Source organism: Oscillospiraceae bacterium (assembly GCA_015065085.1).
Classification (GTDB): Bacteria; Bacillota; Clostridia; order Oscillospirales; family SIG627; genus SIG627.
On sequence record SVQW01000014.1, the window covers coordinates 28,010 to 52,396 of the forward strand.

General features: G+C 43.0%; 16 protein-coding genes. 11 read left to right on the forward strand and 5 right to left on the reverse strand.

Annotated features, from left to right (window positions below):
* The first annotated feature begins 14 nt into the window (after positions 1-14).
* Positions 15-1,862 (forward strand): hypothetical protein, encoded by a 1,848-nt coding sequence (locus E7588_08895; GenBank protein ID MBE6689370.1) that lies wholly within the window; start codon positions 15-17, stop codon positions 1,860-1,862.
* A gap of 72 nt (positions 1,863-1,934) precedes the next feature.
* On the opposite strand, the gene E7588_08900 is transcribed toward E7588_08895, so the two are convergent.
* Positions 1,935-2,693: an AraC family transcriptional regulator gene (locus tag E7588_08900; protein MBE6689371.1), complete on the reverse strand. Its 759-nt coding sequence runs from the start codon at positions 2,691-2,693 to the stop codon at positions 1,935-1,937.
* A gap of 118 nt (positions 2,694-2,811) precedes the next feature.
* On the opposite strand from E7588_08900, the gene E7588_08905 reads away from it, so the two are divergent.
* From E7588_08905 to E7588_08925, 5 genes are all read left to right on the forward strand, one after another.
* Positions 2,812-3,795, forward strand: coding sequence for an NAD(P)H-quinone oxidoreductase (locus E7588_08905; protein ID MBE6689372.1), 984 nt, complete (start codon positions 2,812-2,814; stop codon positions 3,793-3,795).
* Between the two features lie 70 nt (positions 3,796-3,865).
* Entirely contained in the window at positions 3,866-4,522 is a 657-nt protein-coding gene (locus tag E7588_08910; GenBank protein ID MBE6689373.1) for an MBL fold metallo-hydrolase, read from the forward strand.
* A 34-nt stretch (positions 4,523-4,556) separates the two neighbouring features.
* On the forward strand, positions 4,557-5,570 hold the full coding sequence (locus E7588_08915) for a Gfo/Idh/MocA family oxidoreductase (GenBank protein ID MBE6689374.1): 1,014 nt from the start codon (positions 4,557-4,559) through the stop codon (positions 5,568-5,570).
* Entirely contained in the window at positions 5,571-6,611 is a 1,041-nt protein-coding gene (locus E7588_08920; protein MBE6689375.1) for a zinc-binding alcohol dehydrogenase, read from the forward strand. It begins immediately after the preceding gene.
* A 65-nt stretch (positions 6,612-6,676) separates the two neighbouring features.
* Entirely contained in the window at positions 6,677-13,468 is a 6,792-nt protein-coding gene (locus tag E7588_08925; GenBank protein ID MBE6689376.1) for a hypothetical protein, read from the forward strand.
* 132 nt (positions 13,469-13,600) lie between these two features.
* On the opposite strand, the gene E7588_08930 is transcribed toward E7588_08925, so the two are convergent.
* A complete protein-coding gene (locus E7588_08930; GenBank protein ID MBE6689377.1) occupies positions 13,601-14,416 on the reverse strand; it encodes a helix-turn-helix domain-containing protein in 816 nt (271 codons plus the stop codon).
* A gap of 119 nt (positions 14,417-14,535) precedes the next feature.
* Here E7588_08930 and E7588_08935 point away from each other — a divergent pair, with 119 nt between their 5' ends.
* Positions 14,536-15,048 carry a YgjV family protein gene (locus tag E7588_08935; GenBank protein ID MBE6689378.1) on the forward strand — a complete coding sequence of 171 codons (513 nt, stop codon included), beginning with the start codon at positions 14,536-14,538 and terminating at the stop codon, positions 15,046-15,048.
* Positions 15,038-16,225: an arabinan endo-1,5-alpha-L-arabinosidase gene (locus E7588_08940; protein ID MBE6689379.1), complete on the forward strand. Its 1,188-nt coding sequence runs from the start codon at positions 15,038-15,040 to the stop codon at positions 16,223-16,225. Before E7588_08935 ends, E7588_08940 begins: the two co-directional genes overlap by 11 nt.
* Before the next feature lie 308 nt (positions 16,226-16,533).
* Here the strand turns inward: E7588_08940 and E7588_08945 are convergent, their stop codons facing one another.
* Positions 16,534-17,592, reverse strand: coding sequence for an exo-alpha-sialidase (locus E7588_08945; protein MBE6689380.1), 1,059 nt, complete (start codon positions 17,590-17,592; stop codon positions 16,534-16,536).
* A complete protein-coding gene (locus E7588_08950; protein MBE6689381.1) occupies positions 17,522-18,472 on the reverse strand; it encodes a helix-turn-helix domain-containing protein in 951 nt (316 codons plus the stop codon). Before E7588_08950 ends, E7588_08945 begins: the two co-directional genes overlap by 71 nt.
* A 151-nt stretch (positions 18,473-18,623) precedes the next feature.
* On the opposite strand from E7588_08950, the gene E7588_08955 reads away from it, so the two are divergent.
* Both E7588_08955 and E7588_08960 read left to right on the forward strand, forming a co-directional pair.
* Positions 18,624-19,394: an aldolase gene (locus E7588_08955; GenBank protein ID MBE6689382.1), complete on the forward strand. Its 771-nt coding sequence runs from the start codon at positions 18,624-18,626 to the stop codon at positions 19,392-19,394.
* Between the two features lie 175 nt (positions 19,395-19,569).
* A complete protein-coding gene (locus E7588_08960; GenBank protein ID MBE6689383.1) occupies positions 19,570-22,851 on the forward strand; it encodes a hypothetical protein in 3,282 nt (1,093 codons plus the stop codon).
* 22 nt (positions 22,852-22,873) lie between these two features.
* Here the strand turns inward: E7588_08960 and E7588_08965 are convergent, their stop codons facing one another.
* Positions 22,874-23,815 (reverse strand): helix-turn-helix domain-containing protein, encoded by a 942-nt coding sequence (locus E7588_08965; GenBank protein ID MBE6689384.1) that lies wholly within the window; start codon positions 23,813-23,815, stop codon positions 22,874-22,876.
* 37 nt (positions 23,816-23,852) lie between these two features.
* Here E7588_08965 and E7588_08970 point away from each other — a divergent pair, with 37 nt between their 5' ends.
* On the forward strand, positions 23,853-24,383 hold the full coding sequence (locus tag E7588_08970; GenBank protein MBE6689385.1) for a D-lyxose/D-mannose family sugar isomerase: 531 nt from the start codon (positions 23,853-23,855) through the stop codon (positions 24,381-24,383).
* The last annotated feature ends 4 nt before the right edge of the window (positions 24,384-24,387 follow it).

Here is a 24,387-nt window from a genome sequence, read left to right on the forward strand (position 1 = left end):
GAAAGGTAAAGAAAATGGAATTCATGCTTGGTGTAAATTACTGGGGACGTGATTACGGAACCGAAATGTGGCGTCACTATGACGGGAATGCTATCCGTGAGGAATTAAAAAAACTTTCGGAGTATGGTGTTCGCTGTATGAGAGTTTTCCCAAACTGGAGAGATTTTCAGCCCGTTGATTTGACATACCAATATCAGGGCGTACGTTGTGAATACGTTAACGCAAACACAGGAAAACCTGTATATGATGACGGAGTTGATATGGACAGAATCGCAGATTTCCGCGATTTCTGCCACGCCGCAGAAGAAAATGGTATGACACTTGTTGTTTCAATAGTTACGGGATGGATGAGCGGAAGACTGTTTTTCCCGCCTGCTCTCAACGGAAAAAACCTTATAACCGACCCTGAAGCGCGTATGTTTATGAGACGCTTCATCCACCGTTTTGTAAGTGAACTTAAAAACGAACAGTGTATCGTAATGTGGGATCTTGGAAACGAGTGCAACTGTATGGGTGCGCCAGAAAACGAGTTTGAAGCATATGAATGGACAGCTGCTGTTGCGGATGCTATCCGTTGTGAGGACAAAACACGTCCGATATCAAGCGGTATGCACTCTCTTGATGTTGTTGGAAAGTGGAAAATACAGCATCAAGGTGAGCTTTGCGACGTTCTTACCACGCATCCTTATCCCTCCCCCACTGTCGGCGGAGCCAAGGAACCGTATAACCGTCTGCGAATGTCATATCTCCCCGTCGCACAATGCTTTTTTTATTCAGGAGTAGGAAAAAAGCCGTCTTATATTCAAGAAAGCGGTACCTTCACTCAAGCCTTGGGAAACCGCGAAATGTCGGCAGACTTTATGCGTATGCAGATACTTTCCGCTCTCACAAGCGGGCTTTTGGGTTACCAGTGGTGGTGTGCATGGGAGCAGGACAAGCTTGATTTCTCACCATACACCTGGAATGTTATTGAAAGAGAGCTCGGTCTTTTTGACAGCGACGGCAATCCCAAGCCGGTAGCATACGAAATGCAGAAAATGTCAAAGATTATTGATAAATTGCCATCTCCTTTTCCCAAACGCAAAGCGGACGGTGTATGTGTGCTTTCTCGCGCCATATCGTACCAAAACATTGCCATTTCTTCACAAATTCTGGCGAAGCAGGCAGGTCTTGACCTGGATATCGCTTTCAGCGATGGAGAGCCTCTTCCCGACTCACAGCTTTATTTTCTCCCATCCATTACCGGTTGGACAATTGTATATAAGCCTGTGTGGGAAGAACTTATCCGCCGTGTAAATGACGGTGCTACACTATGCATTTCTTTTGACGGTGGTCATATTAATACATTTCCCGAGGTAATCGGTGCAACTTCGATGGGATTTATGACCGGAGTAAGCCACAGCTTCACCTTTGGTGGCGAAAAAGCAGGTTATCACGGAAGTGAAATACTGTTAAATCCCACAACTGCAGAGGTTATCGCGGAAAATGAGAAAGGCAATCCCGTATTACTTAAAAACAAGTACGGCAAGGGAACCGTATATTTTATTAATTTTGCTCCGGAAAAACTTGCTTTTGATGCTTCCGACGGATATAACATATATCCTTATTACCGTCTTTACAGCGAGGTAGCAAAAGATATAATTAAGAAAAAAGCAGTAACCGCGGACAATAAAAATCTCGGGGTTACAATTAACCCCGAGTCTGATACCGAATCTCTGGTAACCGTTCTCAACTATTCCGACAGTGAAATTGTTCCTGAAATCAAAATTTCCGAGGAATACACACTTAAAGAGATTATTTACGGCGATATTAAAGTTATTCCCGCCTGTGACGGCATGATAATGAGAATAATCAAGAAATAACCATCCTACGCTATTCTGACATGTACCCCCAAAAGTGCCTGATTTTTTGGGGTGTACATATCGCATTTGATTTTATGTCTTCTTTCTGAATTTCATGGGAGTCATTCCGGTAACATCAAAAAAGACCTTTCTGAAGTGATTTTCCGAGTTGAAGCATGCCAGATGACTGATGGTTGCAATAGAATACTTACTTTTTTCAAGATATTCAATGGCATGGTTGATTTTAATTGAATTCAAATAGCTTACAGGTGTTTGTCCCAATTCCTTTTTAAACAAATGGTACAGTGTGGATTCACTCACGCAGCATTCTTTTGCCACATCACCCACGGAAAAACTTTTGTCCCAGTTATCTGTTATATACGCAACGGCGGTACGCAGTGTTTTATCTGTAGAAATGCCTGATTGAACCATGGTTGGGAGAAGTCTGCGCAAAACTTTGTAAAACAACGAATACGCTTCCAAATCTTCCGGATAGCCCAAAGACAGCAGACGGCTTATTTCATGTAATGCTTCCTTTGTATCGCTGTCACATGTCACTATTTGGGGCTCATATCTGAAGCTTTCATAGTGCATAAAGCAGCTTACATACATGACCTTTATTTCAGGATTCCCGTTCCATTCGGAATAGCAATAAACATTTTCGGGAATGAAAATCACATCTCCTTCCTTCACCTTCATCTTATTGTTGAGATAGATATATGTCCCGCACCCTTTTTCGATGATACCAAGTCTGGTTTTCCTTTTATTGCTGTTCCCTCTGCAAAAATGGTAATTTTGGAACGTATGCTCACAAAAAGACAGTTCTGAAACATATATACCCGTATTTGGCATTTAATTCCACTCCCCGATTACATAATAATTACTTTTTTCACATTATAGCATATTGATTAAAATTTTGCAAGTGGTATAATGTATACAGAGTAAAATATTTTGTAAGGAGAATATACATATGAAAGCAATACTTGTAAACGACGACAGAAGTTTAAGATGGGATAATGTTCCCGACCCTGTTATAAAATCCGAAGAGGTTCTTGTTAAAATTGAATACGCGGCTCTCAACCGTGCGGACCTTATGCAAAGAGAGGGCGATTATCCTCCCCCCGCAGGATGTCCCGAATGGATGGGATTGGAGATTTCAGGTGAAATTACCGCAATCGGAAATGAAGCAAAGGAAAAATCCGACTGGAAAATCGGAGATAAGGTTTGCGCACTTCTTGGTGGCGGCGGATATGCAGAATACGTTGCCGTAAAATATGACATGCTTATGCCTGTCCCTGAAAATTGTACCATGGCGGAAGCGGCGGCTATTCCCGAAGCGTTTGCAACAGCATACCTCAACCTGTTCCGTGAAGGCGGCATCAAGCCGGGCAACACATTGCTGATGAATGCAGGTGCAAGCGGTCTTGCCAGCGTGGTCATCCCCATGGCAAAAGCATTCGGTGCAAGAGTTATAACTACTGTTCTGTCCGATAAGATTGCTGACTCAATAAAGCATTTGAACGCTGACAGAGTTGTGGTTACAACAAAAGAAGACATATCCGAAGTGTTAAAGGAAGAACTGGCAAACGGACACGGTGTTGATGTTGCAATCGATTGCCTTGGCGGTGAAATTATGGGCAAATGCATTCACTACCTGACACACGGTGCAAGATGGATAATGATTGCGGCGCTTGCAGGTCAAAAAACAGAAATCGACCTTAAGAACATTTATGTCAGAAACGTAAGAATCGTAGGAAGCACACTCCGTTCCCGCACACCTCAGGTAAAAGCCGAGATTTTGGCTGAGCTTGTAAAGAATGTATGGCCTAAAGTGGCAACCGGTGAAGTTAAGCCCACAATACATAAGATACTGCCCATAACAGAAGCTGAGGAAGCACACGATATACTTTACCGCGGTGAAAATGTAGGAAAAGTAGTTCTTAAGGTACAGTGAGGAAAAAAGCATATAGAACAACCGGTGTATTTTTCCTTGTAACCATACTATTTATGTGTTAATATTTATTATGAAGATAATTGCTTTGAAGTACGGTGAGTCGGTGTTCGGAGAAAGTCACATTTTCGACGGTGGCAGAGGTAATGTACTTTTGCCCATCACTTTTACTATTTATCTGATACAGACAGAAAACAAAAATATACTCATCGACGCAGGGTGTGATGACGGAGCCGGATTTGAGATGTCGGTTTTCAAAAGGCCCGTCGAAGTGCTCGGAGAATACGGTCTTACTCCCGACGATATAACCGATGTTGTAATCACTCATGCTCACCATGACCATGTTGCTGCAGTGGGTCATTACAAAAAAGCAATCGTACATATTCAAAAAGACGAGTATCCCGAAGCTAAGAGGCACATTCCGGAAGGTTTTGATGTAAATTTGTTTGAGGATGGATTTACTTTCTCAGAAAAATTGATTGTAAGAAAAATCGGCGGTCACTCAATCGGTTCGTGTATCGTTCTTGCGGATTCCTACGTGCTGTGCGGCGATGAATGTTATTACAAGAAATGTCTTACAGACAAAATCAACACAGGTTATCCTTTCAACAGAGAAAAAAGCGTCGAATTCATTCAGGAATACAGCGACAAAAAATATATTCCGCTATTGTTTCATGATGTTGATATTCTCAAAGGGAAAACGGGTTGGCTGAATGTCGGCGAGCAATGACAATATCGAAATATACGTTGTAACGAGGTAATATATGAGAAAAATCAGAGTAATTCAGTATGGAACCTGGGTATGTACCCACGCAGACCACGTTGCACTTTGCATGCGCAGCATGCCTGATATTTATGAATTGGTAGGTGTTTGCGAGCCAAACGATGAATACAGAGCACGTGCAGAAAGTGCAGAAGCATACAAGGGCGTCAGATGGATGACATTGGATGAGGTTCTGAATGAAAAAGATATAGACGCCATTATTGTGGAAACCCATGAACTGGAGCAAGGTAAGGATGCGTTGTTCTTTGTTCAGCGGGGATATAATGTTCACATGGACAAACCGGGCGGTGAAGACAAAAAAATATTTGAAGAGCTGGTGAAAACAGCCAAAGAGAAAAATGTCATATTCCAGACGGGATATATGTACCGTTATAATCCGGCAATACTTAAAACACTCGATATAATAAAGAGCGGACTGCTGGGCGATATTATTTTTTCCGAAATGCACATGAGTGCATGGTACTCAAAATTCCTTGTGGACTGGCTGGGCGAATTTAAAGGCGGTATGATGTTTTATCTGGGATGCCATTTGACGGACCTTATGTATCTGTTACAGGGTAAGCCCAACAAAATTGAGGTTTTAAATACCTCCAGCGGACTGCACCAAAGTTCCTCGAAGGACTCCGGCTTTGTGCTCTTTCATTACGACAGAGGTGTTTCGTTTGCCAAAACAGTTGCATGTGAAACCGATGGTTACAAAAGACGGCAGCTCGTGGTTGTGGGTACCAACGGTGTTATAGAAATCAAACCCATAGAAGATCCCACCGTTCACGAAACAATCACCAACGCCAATGTATCAACGCTTCAATTGAGATACAGAGAAAATAATTCCGTTATCGAACAGCAATTCACCTTTGAACCTTACGGCAGATATGATGATATGATGATTGACTTTGCAAGAATGGTTTCAGGCGAAAAAGAAAATCCCTTTTCCCCCGACTACGAGCTTGAAGTGTACAAATTGATACGAAAGACTTGCGAACTGGAGGATTAAATGGTTAGAAAAAATATTGAAATCAAATTCAAAGAAGTAAATGTTGCCGATATTTACGAAACGCAAATGCCGGTTCCCGGTGCCGGAGAGGTTTTGATAAAAACATCTTACAGTGCTTTGAGTGCAGGCACGGAGCGTGCAGTGCTCACCGGATTAGTGTATGAAAGCGCATCGGAGCACACCGGTCAAAAATTTGATTTGACAAAGGAATATCCAACTTCGGCAGGAGGATATTCGGGAACCGGTGTTATCCAAAAAGTCGGCGAAGGTGTAACAAAGTTCAAACCGGGCGATAAAGTAATGATGCACGGCGGCGGACACAAGCTTTACACGGTCAGAGATCAGAGCAGAGTGTTACATATACCGGACAATGTTTGTATGAGGGAAGCCTCTATGACCATAATATCCGGATTTTCGTTAGCCGCAGTACGCAAAGCAAAAATACAGCTCGGAGAAAGCTGTATGGTGGTAGGGCTTGGACTTCTGGGGCTATTTTCCGTGCAGTTTGCCAAGCTTTCCGGTGCAATGCCCATTATCGCGCTGGATATGAACCAGCAAAGGCGCGAGCTTGCGTTGAAGCTGGGAGCAGATTACGCCTTTGATCCCACCGATACGAATTGCAGAGAAAAGATAATGCGGATCACTCATCAAAAAGGCGTAAACAGTGTTATTGAAGTTACAGGAAACGGCGAGGCGTTAAACCAGGCACTTAAGAACACCGCAAAATTCGGACGGGTTGTGCTGTTGGGATGTACGAGACTCGCGACTCCCGTGAATTTTTATTGGGATGTACATTGTCCCGGCATACAGCTGATAGGAGCACACAGCGGTGCGCGCCCCGCAAACGAATCCAGTCATGACAGCTGGACAGAGATGGACGATGCTCAGGCTATACTGGAATATTTATCTGCCGGAAGACTTGATTTCAAATCCATGATAACCGAAATTCACTCGCATGGCGAAGCTTTTCGGGTATACGACAGGCTGGCACACGACAAAAACTTCCCCATCGGTGTAGTTTTTGACTGGACAGATTTATAAAAATAAAATTCGCAGGAATTTTTAAATAGATCATACACAATAATCAAAAAAGAAAGGAAAAAACTATGAAAAAAACGAATTTTTCACGCATATTGCTGATCACTGTGTTTATGTTGGCGCTTATTGCAAACGTTTGCATGACAGTGTCAGCCGCGCAAGAAGCAGTTCTTTCCTCTGCCACTCCCTCACAGTATGTGTTTAAATTTAACAATCCCGCAGATATCAGTGCTTACAAAGGCGAAAAGGCAACGAAGGCATTTTACGATGTTGACGGAAAGCTCGCCATGTCGCTGACTGCAACCACCAATGATACTTATACTTTTTTACCTGAAGGGGTACTGAGTGAAGTCAACCTTGCAAATTATCCTTACCTGGTTTTGGGCACAAGATATTCAGAGGTTTCTTGCGATACCCAGCTTTATTTCGGATGGTCCGGCTCCCCTCTCAAGTTTATTCCCTTCAAAAGCGACTATTTTACCAAAACCGTTTTCAATCTTGACAAAAGCAGTGCCGGTAAAGGTAAATACACTGTTTATGATGCTTCGGGCAGTGTTGTCAAAACTGCTACCGACATCAGCAATTATTCAACTCGTTTTGAAAGCGATGCAAACTTCTGGAGCGGTACATTGACCGCACAAACCAGATTTGATATGCTGAATGACGGTGCAAGCATCGGCAAAACCATGCAATGGGAATACATCGGCTTCTTTGCTACCGAAAAGGACGCGCTGGATTACGCAGGCGCAATGCCTAACGATGCGGATGCTCAGAGCATTATTACCGCGCTTAATAACGCCACTCTTGCTCTGGAGGGCAGTGTGACCGCCCAGAGTGCTTTGACACTGGCTCAGGCTGAAATTGATGAAGCAACTGCAACAGCAGTATCCGCTGTGAAAGCTAAAGGTATACAAAACGTTACCGTTACAGCAATCAGCGGTACACTTTCAAACAATGAATATACCTGCAAAGTACGCGTCTCTGTAGGTGACAAGAGTTTTCAGCGTACAGTAAAGGATACAACCATTGTTCTTGATGTTGAGTCGGCTTCCGACATCACCCCCGCTCCCTATGTGTTTAAGTTCAACAACCAGACAGACATTAACTCGTTCTACACCCCGCATTATGAAGGCAAGGCACTTTATGATGCCGACGGAAAGCTCGCCATGTCATTAACTGCAAATAATGCCGATGGTATCAGTAAGTTATCCGTCAGTGCATTGGGCGAGGTTGAACGTTCTGATTATCCTTACATTGTATTCAGCACAAAATACCCCACAGATTGTTATAATCGCGAGGTTCAGATTTTCGGTTTTGACAAGGCACTTAAGTTCAAAGTCCTCGGAAAAGATATTTTCACAAAAACCGTTCTGAATTTAGACGAAAAAAGCGATGCTTACTGTACTTACACCGTATACGATGCTTCAGGTACCGTAGTAGGCACAGCTAAAACTCCCATTGCCAATTATGAAAGTGCTCCCACCGGCTTCTGGACCGGTAAATTCACCGACGACTGGCGATTGGACTGGCTTGACGGAAAAGTTGGCAGTACAATGCAGCTTGAATATATCGGCTTCTTTGCTACCGAAAAGGAAGCGCTGGATTACGCAGGCGCAATGCCCAACGATGCAGATGCACAGAGCATTATTGACGCACTTGACGATTCCGAGCTTGCACTGACCAAGGTCGGAGCAGGCACGGACGCCTGGTTAAATGCGGCGCAGGATGTAATTGATGATGCCGTAGCAAATGCAGTAGCCGTTATCAACAACAGAGGTATAGCAAATGTTACCGTAACTGCGCTCAGCGGTACACGTAATGACACAGTATATACTTGTAAGGTTCGTATCGCTATTGGCGACAAAGCATATCAGCGTACTGTCAAGGATACAACTGTTGAAATAGCCGTAGATATACCTGATGATGACCCCGATACCATGAAGAACGAATCTGAATATCTCAGTCAGAGAAACAGCTTTACCGCCGGCAGCAACGTTATAACAAAAAAAGATGCCGAAGCAGCTGCTGATGCGTACATTGAAGAATGCGGCTTCGTATCAAACGTTAATATCGACTACGAAAACGCCGTATTCAACCGTCCTACCTCCGATGCAGCCGGTACATATGTATTTGATGTATTGTTTGGAAGTGAACCCAATGACGAATACACCGTAAGCGTCACAATAAACATTCCAAAGCTGACAAAACCGGTAATGCTTTACATGGACAACAAGACCATATTCCAGAAGCTGTCATCCACCAGCAATGCAGAGCTTATCTATAACGGCGGTGTTATCGGATTGAATTCCGTGAAGCCTGAAGTAGAGGACGGCTTCCAGATTAATCTCAGCTTCCCCAATGTGGCTCCCAAGTTTAATATCAACGATCTTCCATACATTAAAGTCAGATATAAAATTTCGGGAATTCACAAGAACATCTCGGGCGGTGCTGTTCCAAATCCCTGGGGCAGCTTCCAGATATACTACGGAATAAACAACGACACCGCTGTTAGTCTGTGCCGTGCGTTTACTCCTTATACCGGTACCGGTCACCAGGACGATGATATTTTGGAAGTCATTGTAAACATGAAGGACATCCCCCAAAACGATCTTGAGGAAAGAGTTTACATTCAAAATATCACCCAGAATACCGAAAAATACATAGACTTTACCACAGACAGAACCGAATGCTATGACAATACCGATACAAAAATAAGAGATAACAACACCAAATACTCCGTAATGCGCTTTAACTTCATGCGTCAGTCAAACCTCCCCCGTAACGCAGAGGTTTACTACATCGGCTTCTTCCCCTCTTTCGAAGAGGCGAAAGCATATGACAGTATTGTTGAGCAAGGAAAAAGACTCGATGATGCCGAAGCAAAGCTGAGAAGCCTTGGCGCAAGCGGCGCAGTAGCTATATGGGGCGACGTTGCCAAGGAAAAGACGGAAATTGACAATGACAGAGCCACCCTCAATCCCGACGGCACTGTAAACCTTGCAGGTGTAAGAACAAAGGATGTTATTGCGACCAACGGTCTTATGATATTTATTGAGGAGCAATCGGGAGGCCTTGGCGGTAACATAAAGCTTAAAGACTATATTCCTTCTACCGCTGATACAAAAGGCAAACACATAATTGATATCGAGCTTCGAAGCGGTGACGTAAAACGCACGGTAACAAATATTGAAGTTCCTGTAGCTGAAAAGCCTGATGACTATATCATGTGGCGCTTCAATGACCCTGCACTCCTTTCTGATACTAAAGTTAAGATTGCCGCTGTTGATAACCCAAAGATTGAAGACAATCTCTTGAAATTGGATAACGAAAACCCCGTAGGCATGGGAGCTTTCAAATTGACTATCGATTCCGACAACATGCCCGGCGGCTCATTCCGTCTTCAGAATTATCAGTATATTCTGATTAAGCACAAGCGCATGACTGATGTTATGAACTGTAGCTTTGTGTTTAAAAATAAAGCCGGTACAACCGGTTCAATTTCCAATATGGGTTGGGGTCAGCAGCTTGACAATTGGTACTATACCTTGATTGACCCGTATATACCCGACCGCTATAATATGTGGGCATATAACTATAACATCGATACCGGAATCCTCGAGAAAAACGGTGTAAATGTTGCACTCAATCCTCCCGTTGTTCCTGCTTACATCGGAATGTCCGATACCTTCGAGTTTAGTTTCGGTGTACGCAGATACGCAGACCTCAGTGCCGAAATCGAATTTATAGCATTCTTTCCCTCCATGGCGGATGCAAGAAATTATGTACAGAACATCGAAGTAAAAGAAAGAGTAACCTCCAATACCGAGCTCACACTCAGAAACTACACAGGCGAAACAGTGGACTTCTACGACGGTAATACTCTCGAAACCGCACAGGCGAAAGCACTGGGACTCATAGACAAAATGCTTCTCGACAATGAGGCTTCCGTTGTAATCAATGACGTATCCTACACCGCTCCCGAATTGGGTGCGACCGACGGAAGCTACGTGTTCACCGCAGATGTAAAATACAACAACGAGGTTATTTACACCACCGGTAATATCACTCTCACTGTTTCCAAATCCGACACCATCACCCCCGTTATTTACAAATTCACAAACCCCGAATTTGTAAAAGAAATCAGCAAAAAAGCTGTTTGCGATTACACCGCAATGACTATAACCGCCGACAGTGATGTATCCTTTACCTTTAATACTGATCTGGCAAAAACCATCGCAAATCTTAACTCTCACAAGGCTATGAAGCTTGGTGCGGATTTCACCGGAACAGGTATTGCTTTGAGCATCAACGGAAGCACTCTCGCAGACGTTGATTTTGAAAAGCAAGGCGAAGATATTTACATTGACTTGAACGGCTGTGATTTTGACGGAATTGTTGAACGCATTACCGTTGTCTTCAAGGGTGCAACCACTGCAACTGTTGAGTATCTTGGTTTCTATGAAAATATTGTCGCTGCAAAAATTGCTGATTTGACCGCAACTCCCGACACTCTCAATGCTGCCGCAGCGCTCTTCCCCCAGACAAAGACCTTCACCGATTACCAAGAGGGCAAAACCATTTCAGATGCTAAAATGCATACTGAAAAATATATCAACCATATATTTGAAGGTACAGGTATAACAGGCGTAGCTGCAGACAACATCACTTACACTAATTACGTGCCCTCTACCAAGGAAAATGGCGGTTCTATTGACGTAAGCGTAAGACTCAGCTACGGAGATAAAACCGAAACCTACTACAAGACAGTAAACTACAAAACAAACTTCCAGCCCAAGCCTGCTGACGAAGTAGTTCCTACTTACACAAGCGAAGGGCATGAATTCCTTGGTTACGACACCATTACCGCATCCAAGGACTTAGTATCTGTGCCTGATACCATTGAATTCAATATAATGGTTAGTCAGGCTGATATCGCAAAGGAAATGCCCATTATCACCAATGGTTCTGCAACCGTTAAGCTGGTTGACGGCAAAATAACCGTGGGTACTCTCCAGTCTTCCGCGCTTAACGCTGACAAATGGACTCGTGTTACAATCACCTCCGACGGTAAGATTTACCTCGACGGTGTTCTTGATACAGAAGGGTCTGCTGTAACCTTTACTACTAACGCTCCCATTATTGGCGGTGCCAGTGATGTCACCTACAAAACAGAAAAGGGATCTGATAGCATAGAGAATTACATTGAAACAATTAATTCGTACGGCTTCATCGGTCACCTTAAAGATGTACGCTTCTTGAGCGACGACGAACTCCTCGCACACTGGTCGCTGACTGCAGACAGCTACAAGTGGCTGGAATACTTCGACTCCTCCAATAATGAAAACACCGCAACATTCAACAGTACCGGTTGGTACAAGATGGAAGCAGGTCTTCAGGGTGATTACTCCATCATTCAGTTTGGTGATACCCAGAGCTACTTCTACTTTGACAGAGACAAAGAGAATAATCACGAAATGCTTCCTTATTTGTTCAAGTGGATGGCTGAAAACAAGGATAAATATAACATCGGTTATGTAACCCTTCTCGGCGATGCTACCCAGAACAACACTCGTTTCGAGTGGGATGTGGTCCGCGAGTCCTTCAAATACCTGGATGACGCCATGATTCCTTATGCAATTCCGCTCGGAAACCACGACTATCCATCTCCATCCTCAGGTCTGGGTCAAGAGCTTCGTGATCCTTCCAGATTCCTGGAAGCATTTGATTACGACGAATATGTTGGAAGATTTGGCGACACCTTCGGTGGAACTTTCAACGGTGCCAAGAGCCTTGAAAACATGTACAGCCTTGCAAACATCGGCGGCGTTGACTATATTTTCATTACGCTGGAATACGGTCCGCGCGACACTGTGCTTGAATGGGTAGGCAATGTTCTTACAAAATATCCGAATCACCAGGCTATTATTTCTACCCACTGCTACTTCTCTACGGATGGTACTCTTACAAATCGTGATAAAGCCAACGCCACAAAAACAGATGGATTTAGCGATGGCAATGAAGGTCTTGACATCTATAATAAGCTTGTTACCAAGTATCCTAACGTAATTCTCGTAACCTGCGGACACTCCCAGGGTGATGACACCAAACAGCATCCTCACAGCAGAGATGACAGCTATCTGAACTCTCCCACTGCGAATGACTTTGGCAATGATGTAATCCAGATACTTGCCGACTGCTCCGCATACGCACTTGATTACTCCAATGGTGGAAGGAAAATCAGCGAGGACCAGAATTTCATATCAAATCACGTGAAATTCGGTTCGGACGAAGGACTTATCTTCGTGATGATGTTCGAGGACGGCGGTAAGACCATGCACACCTACGTTTACTCAACAATCCACGATGCATTCTTCCGCTCTGTAAACGAGCAGACACACACCATTAAGGATATCAAGACTCAGCCCGCGCTCAATGTTGTAGGCACCGAGCTGAGAGAAGCCGATGGCGAACTTCCCATGGGTATGCGCTTCAAGATGTCTCTTTCCAAGAGCTATGAGAACTTTAAGGACAACGACATCAAAGTTGTAGGATATGGTATGGTTCTTGTTCCCGAGGATGTTGTGGGCGATGAGGAAATCACTGCCGAAATGTTCAAGGGTACCGACATGGCTGATCTTGTATACGTCGAGGAATGTCAGGATGCTATATTCTACCAGGATAAATACAGAACCGACTTCACGGTTGTTATCCACGGTGTTCCTCTTGACAACGAATACGCGATGTCGAGAAGCATTGCCGCAAGAGCTTATGTTGATTATACTGTCGACGGTGGCGAGGTTCAGAGGCTTTACAGCACTAAGACCTTAAGCTGTTTCATGAACAGTCTTATCAACCCGTAATTAAATCAAAAAAATATCAGACGGCAAATGCCGTCTGATGTTTTTTACGTAAACAGAAAGAGTTTTGGGATGTTTATCACAAAACTCTTTTTTTACTGTTCTTCCAAGGATATATTTTTCTCATAAACTGCTTTAGTTACAGTGCTTTTTATATTGCGACGGCAGAATTCCGATATGCTTTTTAAAGGTTTTTGCGAAAAACGAAAGATTGTCAAATCCGCAAAGTGAAGCAGTTTCGGTTACAGTGTGCCCCGCATCAAGACAGTCGATTGCCTTGATACAACGGTAATTGTTCAAGTTTTCAAAAACCGTCTGTCCGGTGTACTTTTTGAATTCCTTGCAAAGCATATATTTATCAAGAATAACCGCTTTTGCGATTTCATCCAGTGTTATTTTCTTCTGATAATTATTGCGGATATACAAGATTGCCAGTTTAATTCTTTCATAGCTTTTGTTGTTTGAGGTTCTGCCGTTTTTCGCGGTGCCGTGCTTTATTATTTCAATCATTATCTGAATAAGCAGCATATTAAGCCTGGCAATTCTGCACATAGCTTGCGAATCGGCATAGACACTTTTAAGTTCGGAGAACAACTCACCAATCGCTGCACTTTCAATCACCGGTTCAAAATCCAATGCGCTTAAATTAAAGTTCATTTGTCTGCAAAACTCGGTGCCTACAATAAGGCAATCATATGTCAGTTCTTTTTTTGTGGCAGTATAATGAATAATATTGGAGTTTACGAACACTGTGCTGTTTTTGCAAAAAGGATACTCTTTGCCGTTCAGCAAGACCGTACCGCTACCGTTTGTGCAAAACTGTATTTCCGGATTTTCATGCCAGTTATTCTCTTTACTTAAGTTGTGATAATTTTTCTTTATATCCACATTCAGTACAAACGGCAATCCGTTTCTCCACTGCTCATACTCTTCATAGCGTGTTCCAAGCATATCATCACCTATATCACAATATAATGTTAATTTATCACAATATATCAATTGAATTATAATAAAATCTGCAATATAATTATTATATAATAAATTAAAAGCTTTGTCAACAAGGAGAAAAAATGAATCTTATCGCTCAGCTTTTCGGGCTTGGTGCCATGACGGCACTGTTTCTCATTTATCAGCAAAAAAATCGCAGACACATGATACTTGCCAAGCTTACTGCAGACATTTGTTGGGTAGTTCACTATTTATGTCTCGGCGGGTTTGCGGGAATGATACCCAACGCGGTCGGTATATTCAGAGAGCTGGTATTTATAAACCGAAAAGATAAAAAATGGGCGTCACATGCCATATGGCCGATGGTTTTCATATTTATAAACTGGGCTTTGGGAATAAGAACGTTTAATTCATGGTACAACATTTTGCCGATTACGGCTTCTACCTTTGTTACCGTATCACTTTGGATTGATAACCCGAGACTGACTAAAATTATTTCCATCCCCATCTCCTCGGCGTTTTTGATTTATGACATTTTCGTAGGTTCATATATAGGTATCGTAAACGAAGCTGTTTCAATTATTTCAATTATACTTTATTTCATAAAAGAACATGGAGGAAGAAATGAAAAATAACGTTTTTACAGATGATGCACTCTGCGAAAAAGAGCTGATTATTTCGGAAGGTCTGCCTATTGACGATATTGCGGCAACGATTGGATATGAAAACAACGAGAGCGCGGTTAAGCTTGGGGATAGATTTGCCAATGAAATAACCGACTGTTTTGTCTCCGATTTTGAAAGACCCGAGGATAAGATGGCTCATGTGTCCACATTTGTTGTAGTCAAGGATACCGTTTATATGTCCTACTACGCAAACACAAAGGAGCCGTCCGAAGACCCCAAAAATCAGACAGCGCGTTTTGTTTATGCGCCTATCAACGATATAGAAAACAAGACATTTATTGATTTGCAGACAACAGGCGATGTTGTCGACGGCAAGATTATTGACAGGGTTTACGATACCATTCTCATGCAAAAGGATGAAGATACAATCTACATAATGTGGACCGCAAGCACGGAAAACAATTACTACCGTTTTTACTGTCCCTTCACCCTCTCTACCAAAGCGCTGGGCGAAATCGGTGTGAACAGATTCAAGGCAGGAAATATTACAAATGATTTTTCGGCAAGCGGTATCAAAGGGGCGCTCGCTCAGAACGGCATTCCTTGCAAGCAGATGTACAGCGACGATATAGGTATAATGCAAAAGCTTTCCGAGAGAGTAGAAAACGGCAAAACATATTACTATACGGGAACATACTGCGGTGAATTCAACGCCATAATCAAAAGCGAAGACCTGATTACCTGGGAATATGTCGCACAGCCCGATTTTCCAAACAATTCCAGATGGGAAAACGCAACGTATGTTTTGGGCGACAAAATCTTCTACTTTGTAAGACAGTGGGAAGCCAAAAATAAGCACGGATTCCTTACGGTATACAACATCTCCGACAACACGTGGGAAAAGCCCGTGCTGATTGAAGACTGCCAGTCCAGAAGTGACTTTATTATGTTCAACGGTGCCCTTTATTTATTCCATGCACCCATCGACAGGGAGCATATCGGTATAGTAAAAATAGACACAGATGATATTAAAAACAGCAAGGTGGTTTTATCGGCAAAAATGAATTCAAGCTGTTTCTATCCTTATATACAACATTATGCAGACGGTAACTTTGCCATGTCCTACACGGTGGCAAGAAAGCACATAAGACTTGCCGCGTTCAATCCCTCAAATTATCTCATATAACACAAAAAAGCCTTGATGAAGTATTGTATTCTAAAGGATAGTTAAATAAGAAAAAACCTCTGAAAACGGCATGAAAAGTCGAATTCAGAGGTTTTATTTATCCGGTGATATTTTGTCTTGCGACAACGCGATATATTTGCTTACGCAAATGCGGATATAATATAAATTCTCGTCACGAAATGATATATCGCGCCGCTTGCGGCATATCGACTGCGAAGCACATATATCAAATTCCGCAGGAATTTATGTCGTTGCGCAGTGTCCCAAGGGACAATGCGCTAAATCAAGGCTTTTCTTTTGTGGTACAATTATCTTTCCACACGCAATTTCAGATGCATTGCATTTACGCGGGCACCCACTTCTCCGTATATGTCGGAATACTGAATAAGCATAAAGCTTCCTTTCTCATCGGCAAGGGTTATATTTTCTGAGTAAAAAGCATATATTCCTTTTCGCTCAACAACAAGGCATCCCTCATCCCAGTTTTCGGCATCCTCGGATGTATACATAACAAAGCCTTTAAGTTCACCCGCTCTGCCGTGAAGAATATACACACCGTCAATGTAACCAATCTGAGGATTTCTTATACCCTGCGCAAGATGGCAGGGCTTCAGAATCTGCCATGATTTGCCTTTGTCATAACTTACGGCATGATCCATCTCACATTCGGCGTTAGAATTATAAGTATATACATGCAATGCGCCTTTGTGGTCGAATATCATGGCGCCGTAACCGCGTCCGTTTGTATCGAAAGGCACCGTACACCACTCGCTGAAGTTTTTTCCGTTGTCGCTGCTCTTATATATGCGGAATTTGTGCTCTTCGGAGCTGCCGAGAAAATTCGGGTTGCAAAAATTAAGCGCGTATACATCGCCTTCGTAACAGCAGGCATCGTAGGTACGACCCTCGTATGGGCAAAGTTCAAAAGGTTCTGACCAGGTTTTACCCTTATCGTGGCTGATCAGGTACTGCGGTGTATGCCATGGCTCACAGCACACCTCTCCTCTTTGCGTATTACGCAGGCAAAAAGCAATTATATCACCGTTATCACACACAACCGCTTTTTCCACAGATATTGAATTTATACCGTCCATGAGGACTTTTTTGGAATACTCCAGCTCGTATACATCCGAATATGTTTTACCTGCATCTTCGGAAATACGGTATTCTACAAATCCGAATGCAGAATGACCGTTAAGACGTACTGCAGAGCAGTTGGAATTGAACTCTATAAAGCAACCGGGGGCAAATTCTGCCATGGCATGTGACATATGTCCGCTTCTGCCGCGCACCTCGTTATTCACATATATTTCGGGGGCTTCCAGCTTTACCTTGTAATTGTTGTGTATTATTTCCTTGAAGCTCATAATTAATCTCCTCTGTATCAGTATTCAGCTTATCCTTTTTAAAATCGCCCGGTGTCATACCGCAATGTCGCTTAAAAAACACCGCAAATCCGCTTTCGCTTTCAAAACCAAGTGCATAACACACTTCTTTTATTGTGTATCTGTCCGACGCCAAAAGTTTTTTTGCCCGATTTATTCTGGTGTAGGTTATATACTCAAAAACGCTTTTCCCCGTATATTTTTTGAACAGTCTTCCCAACTGTTTTGACGAGAGACAACACTCCCCTGCCACATCATTGATGCTTATGTGTCTGTCAAGATTTTCATTGATAAATTTTTGCGCCACATACACTCGGGAATCAAGATTCCGGCAGTTATAGGTGGGGATTTGTATGTCTGCTTTTTCGCACAACAACCCGACAATCTCAAGCAGCCGTCCTTTTATGACGGCAGGCGTTAAAAAATCTGTTTTTTCGCTTCTTTCGAGAATATAATTTATGCTTTGGACAATATTGTCCGATAACGTGATTCTTTTTACTTTTTTGGCTTCGGACAAAAACATTTTTCCATCAGAATTCTCCAATGAAAAAGCAAGCGAAAATCTTACCGTACCGTCACTGCAGCTGATAAATCTGTGATTTGTGCACGGCGGTATGAACAGTGCCTCAAGTGGCTGTATTTCAACGGACGTGTCATCGCAGCTGTACAGCGAAGTACCTGACAAATTGAAATGGACTTCATAAAAAGAATGAAAGTGATAAATCCAGCTGTTCCGGCTGTTCATTTCGGCGGAGGACAACAAATCCAACCACAAAATTTTAATATTGGGAATGTCTGTGTCCGAAAAGGACATCTTTCTGAGTGTCAGTGCACGTTTGGAAGTATAATCAATAGTGTTCATTGGTTTTGTACCGGAAAATAGAATTTGTTTTTTTCAGTATAACATTTTTTTTGCGCACTGTCAATAAAATGTCCGTAAATGTTAATAACATGTCCTTTTATCCGATTGACACACCTTTCCCGAGGATGATATAATCAAGTGAGGTGAAATTATGCTTAAAACAAAAATACTGAATAAAGAAAAAACTATCGGTATGTACGTACAGCTTTGCGATATAAGTATTGCTAAAATTGCGGGAATGGCGGGATATGATTTTGTGTGGGTGGACACCGAACACAGCTTTATGTCACTCGAAACGCTTATGGGGCACATTTACGCGCTTCGCTCGACCGGAACTCCTGTCATCGTGCGCCTGCCTCAGGATGACCTTACCGCCACCAAAAGAGTTCTTGAAATGGGCGTGGACGGAATTATATTCCCAATGGTTAAAACGGCAGAGGAAGTGAACAGGCTTATTGCTTCCACTCTCTATCCGCCTCACGGCGACCGCGGCTTCGGTCCGATGAACGCAATAGATTTCGGATTGAAAAACACTGCCGAGTACATAAAAAATTCAAAGGACAAGCTATGCCGCTTCATACAGATTGAACACAGGGACGCCATTGAAAACCTGACGGAAATAATGAAAAATCCGTACATCGACGGTTATATTTTCGGTGCAAACGACTTGTCCGGTTCATACGGTATGCTGGGCGAAGTGTTTTCCGACAAGATAACAAAAATCATTAGTGATACCATCGAATTACTCCACAAAAACGGTAAATATGTTGCCATAGCTTCGGGTGGATACTCCGAAGAAGTCATAAGCCACTGGAGCGCTTTGGGGGCTGATATGCTGTCTGCAGGTGCGGATTTTGATTTTATCAGAGACAGTGCACTGAAAAACAGAATTAATCTTGAGAAATTACATAAAAACAGATGATTTGGTATATACCGCCGTGCTCAGTTTTTACTGAGCACGGCTTTTTATTACAGCCATTGTATTTTAAGTGAAGTACTTGCAATTTAATCATATATGTGCTATACTTTATTCGTTATAGTAACTATCACTTCTGATTATTCAGACACCGACATTAAATACAACAGGAGAACATTTTATGAAGCCATATACACATTATACTCCCACCGAAAACGGATTTGCTATCAGCGCAAGCAATGATTTTTTTAACAGAACACTTTACGGTTCACACAAAAACGACTACAAACCGGAGCGTTTTTTTACTTTTGCCGGTGATGTCCCAAAATTCATGGGTGCCATAACCGACTGGACGAAGGACACCTTCAGTACATACGAAAAATGCGGTATACTGGTAAGCGGTCTTGCTGTAACACCGGGTCAACGAACAGCGTTTTATTATTCCGAGGATATTGACCAGACCTCGCGTTGGTTCCATGACTCGGAGGATGTATGTGCAGAATTCAAAAACGGTTGGATGGAGTATAGGCTTACTCAGATTTCGTCCTGGGCACCGGATGTACGTGTAAATATAGAAGCATATCCACTTTTGCCGGATGACGGCTATCTTATTCATTACAGGATTTCAACCGATCAGCGTATTTTCTTTACCGCCGGATTTGGCGGAATAACAGATACCTGCGAGGCACGCTTTGAGTACAGAGGTGAGCCCAAACGCAATTTTTCGGCAAAGGACACAGTGGGAAACACCATAACTATCGGCAAAAATCGTGCACATGTAAAGCACACCGACGGTAAAGCAATGTTCGTTGCCACAAGCTTTGACGCCGATTTCGCCATTGGCTCTGCAAATGCCATGTCAGCCCCCTACCCCAGCACATTCCTGGGAAATGAGCCTGAAAACGAAAACGATTGCGTTGTAAAAATTTCCGCGCCTATCGAGCCGGGCGAAGTACTGGACGGATATATCATTGCTATTTACAATTCCGACGAGGGTACTCTTGACAAATGGCTTTCCATAAAGGAACCCGTGAGCCATATAAAGCAGCAGATATATGCAAAATATGCCTGCATTGATGTATCCACGCCGCAAAAAACACTTGACTTGACAATTGCCCCTACGGTTATTGCGCTTGATTCCTCCTGGCACAAAGATTCGTTTCATCACGGTTCTTTCGCTTACCACGCACCCTTTTTAGGCTGGAGAAACTGGTATGCTCCCACTGCGCTGGGCTGGGGCGACAGAGTTGAAACCACCATGGCTATGTGGTTGAGTTACATTTCACGCGGCTCGGTAGAAGATGAACATGTATGGTACGATTACTCCGTTATACCTGATGGTGAGGATAAATTCGACAGAAGATTTCACATGCTTGAAAATCCCGTCGGCAGATTACCCTCGGACTTTTCCGCAGTAGACACACCCACCTACGGTCCGTACAATATGCAGGAATGCGCTCTCGATATGATGCTTTATTACATCGAGTGGTCGGGAAATCTTAAAATAGCCGAAAAATATTACGATGACCTGTGTTCTATGGTGGAATGGGAAAGACGAATGTTTGACCCGGACGATGACGGGCTTTATCAAAATCTTCTCAACACCTGGATTTCCGACGGACACAACTACAACGGCGCAGGATGTGCGCAGTCAACCGCATATAACTACCGCGCCAATCTGGTTTTATCCAGAATTGCGGAAAAAATAGGACGTGACGGAAAGGTATTTGCACAGCGCGCCGAAAAGATAAAGCGTGCACTCAACGAGAAATTGTGGGTAAATCAGGACGGCGTTATTGCGGAATATCTCGATACCGTAGGCAACTGCCTTATTCATCCCGCAATAGAGCTCCCCTCGGTATACCATGTTATTGATTCGGACATGGTTGACTTTTTCAAAGCTTACAGAATGCTTCGTTACACCGAAAACCGTCTGAAGAACATTGTCACACCGGGAACGGACGGAAGGCTGTGCTATTCCTCCGACTGGCTTCCCAAGCAGTATTCCAACCACGGAATATTCCCAGCCGAAAATGCTCATCTTGCACTCATGTATTTCAAGCTTGGCCTTAAGAACGAAGGCAAAAAGATTCTGGACGGTATTTCAGATTGCTATTTCACAGGTAAGAATCCCGGCATGGCACCCCATGTCCAGTCCGCACTGTGTACCTCCGATCTGGGTGATCTGGATTTTTCCGATGTGTCAAGCACATATCTTCGTCTTGTTATAGAAGGCCTGTTCGGAATAAGAATCAACAATCTTGAGGGCTATGTTTACATACAGCCCGGTTTTCCCGATGAGTGGGACAACGCAAGCCTTACTCTTAAGGATATCGCTTTGCATTACACCAGAAAAGGCAATGCTGAAATTTTAAATATATACTGCGACAAAAACGAAAAGAAGCTTATACGAATCCCCATGCGATCGGGCAGCATTGAATCCGTAATGCTTGACGGTGTGCCTGTTTCATACAAAACAGTGGCGCATCCCAACAACAGCTTCATCGTGGTTGAAATTGACAAAATAGGCAGATTCCAGCTTCGCGTAATGCACGGATGTGCCCCCGTTCCGACAGTTACATATCCCGAAAATGTGCTGGCGCAAAACAGAATGGTATTCGAAGTAAAGGATGCTGTAATTACTGATATATTTGATGTGTCCGAAACACTCCATGACATAAAAATTGTGTGCAACAAGGTTTATGCAACAGCAAAAGACACTTTCGGAAAGCACACACTGTTTCTGCGCACGGCGTCGGGCGAATACGATGCATGGCTTGCCGCGGATTACACAATTGAACAGGAAAAAAACGAAGAAGTCCCGCTTGAAAGCAAGCCCTTCGACCCTGTTGACATTTCAAACTTCTTTAACTGCAATATGACCGAGGTGCATGAGCAGGCATATATACGTCCCAGACCCGAAGGCTACTCCATGGGACTATTCCAAAACGGACGTTATTCACACAACTGGAACCAGATGGGACGACACGTTGTGTACGTTGATGACACCATGTTCAGAACCTCCGGAGGCATTATTCACTCCCCCTCCGGAATACCCTTCATTACACCCGAGAACGGCAAAAACTTAGCCTGCGTTACCATGTTTGATACTTTCCCCACGCAGGTTACCGTTCCTCTCGGCGGAAAGGGACAGGAAATTGCGGTTATGTTTATAGCAAGCACCAATTGTATGCTTTCCCATGTAGAAAATGCGCGCATAACCGTCACCTACACTGATGGAACTTCACAGCATGTAAAGCTTGTTTATCCCTTCAATATCGATGACTGGCTTACATCCGCACTTACCACCGAAGCAGAAATATTCTATTTCAGCAATGTTAATCATGCAACTGTACAGCGTATAAGAATCAACCCCGAAAAAGAACTGGCTGATATAAAAATAGAAGCAGTTGCCAACGATGTGATACTTGGCGTTGCAGGTATAAGCATATCAAGAATATAACGCAAAACAGCCTTGACAAGAGTCAAGGCTGTTTTTTATTTTCGGATTTTTTGCGGAATTCCGAGGGTGAAGAGCCGTGAACAGCACGGAATTCACGATAAAAATGCGGCATTGAGTAATAACCGCTTTCCAGCGCTATTTCGGTAACCGATAAATCGGTGTATTTCAGAAGTCGCATAGCGTACCCAAGCTTAAGCTCGCGCAGGTATGATTTGTAGTTCTTGCCGATGTGCTTTCTGAAAATCGAACAAAAATAGTTTTTTTCTAGAAATACAGCATGCGCAACCTCTTCCAACGACGGATTTTCTTTGAAATGCATGTTAATATAAACAACTGCATTCGCGACAGAAGAAGGAAATGATTCATTAACCGTACTTTTTTTCATATGCGGCAAAACAAAAGCCACAGCAGCCTCAAGAAGCTTTTTGGTATAAACGTATTTTTTTGTATCTCCATCATTCGCAGAACCTATAAGCTCCAGTGTCTCACGCAAAAGCGCCGCATCGCCATCATCCAGAAAACAAATGGGAAAACCCGAAAACGGTAGCTCTAAATCCCGCAAAACATGTGTGCCGAACTGAACATTTAACATTGTAAACGCCGGAGACGGCTCGTATTCATGAAAATCGATAGGTGAAAGTAACACCGCCATATTGGGTAAAACCGTATACTCCTTACCGTTCAGTATAGTTTTTCCGCTGCCCTCCAGTATAAGCTCAATTTCATAAAAATCATGAAAATGAACCCCGCACGGACGTTCTACCGATTTGACGGTACATGACATTTGTTGAGCGGAATTAAATTCAGGACGCACCAAACGCAAATTATCTCTCATATCCATCCCCTTTTTTATATGGCAAACTGACGGTACGTATATTGTATCACTTTTTATGCTCTTTTTCAAGCAAATAATAATATATGCACTATATTTCTTAAAAAAAGTGTAGTTACATATTTTTTTCATGTGTATAATAGGAGCAAATGAATCCGGAGGGACAATAATGAAAAAAGATTTATGGATAAAAATGAAAAATTCCGCAAAGGAATATTACAAAAAAGCAGGCATTGTCATCAGGAAAGACGAAGAAATCGAGGTTGCGGACTTCGGGCTTGACAACTCAGAAAAAATCGGCTTGCAGCTTTGCGTTTACATAAATACCGACCGTGTATGTGCCAAGGAAATGGTACTTTTACCTCATCAGACATGTCCCGAGCACAAGCATGTAAAAACAGACGGCAAAGAGGGGAAAGAAGAAACCTTCCGTTGCAGATACGGAAAGGTTTACCTTTATGTTGAAGGCGATGGTAAAAAAGAGGATATAAACGCCGTTCTGCCCGATACCCCTACCACTGTATACCATGAAATCATTCTCACTTCAGGCGAGCAGTACACTATCATGCCTGAGACCCTGCATTGGTTTCAGTCGGGAAAAGAAGGCGCGGTAATTTCGGAATTTTCCACTACCAGCACTGATGAAACAGATGTATTTACGGATAGAAAAATAAAAAGAGCTACAATAATTGAGGAGTGAAACA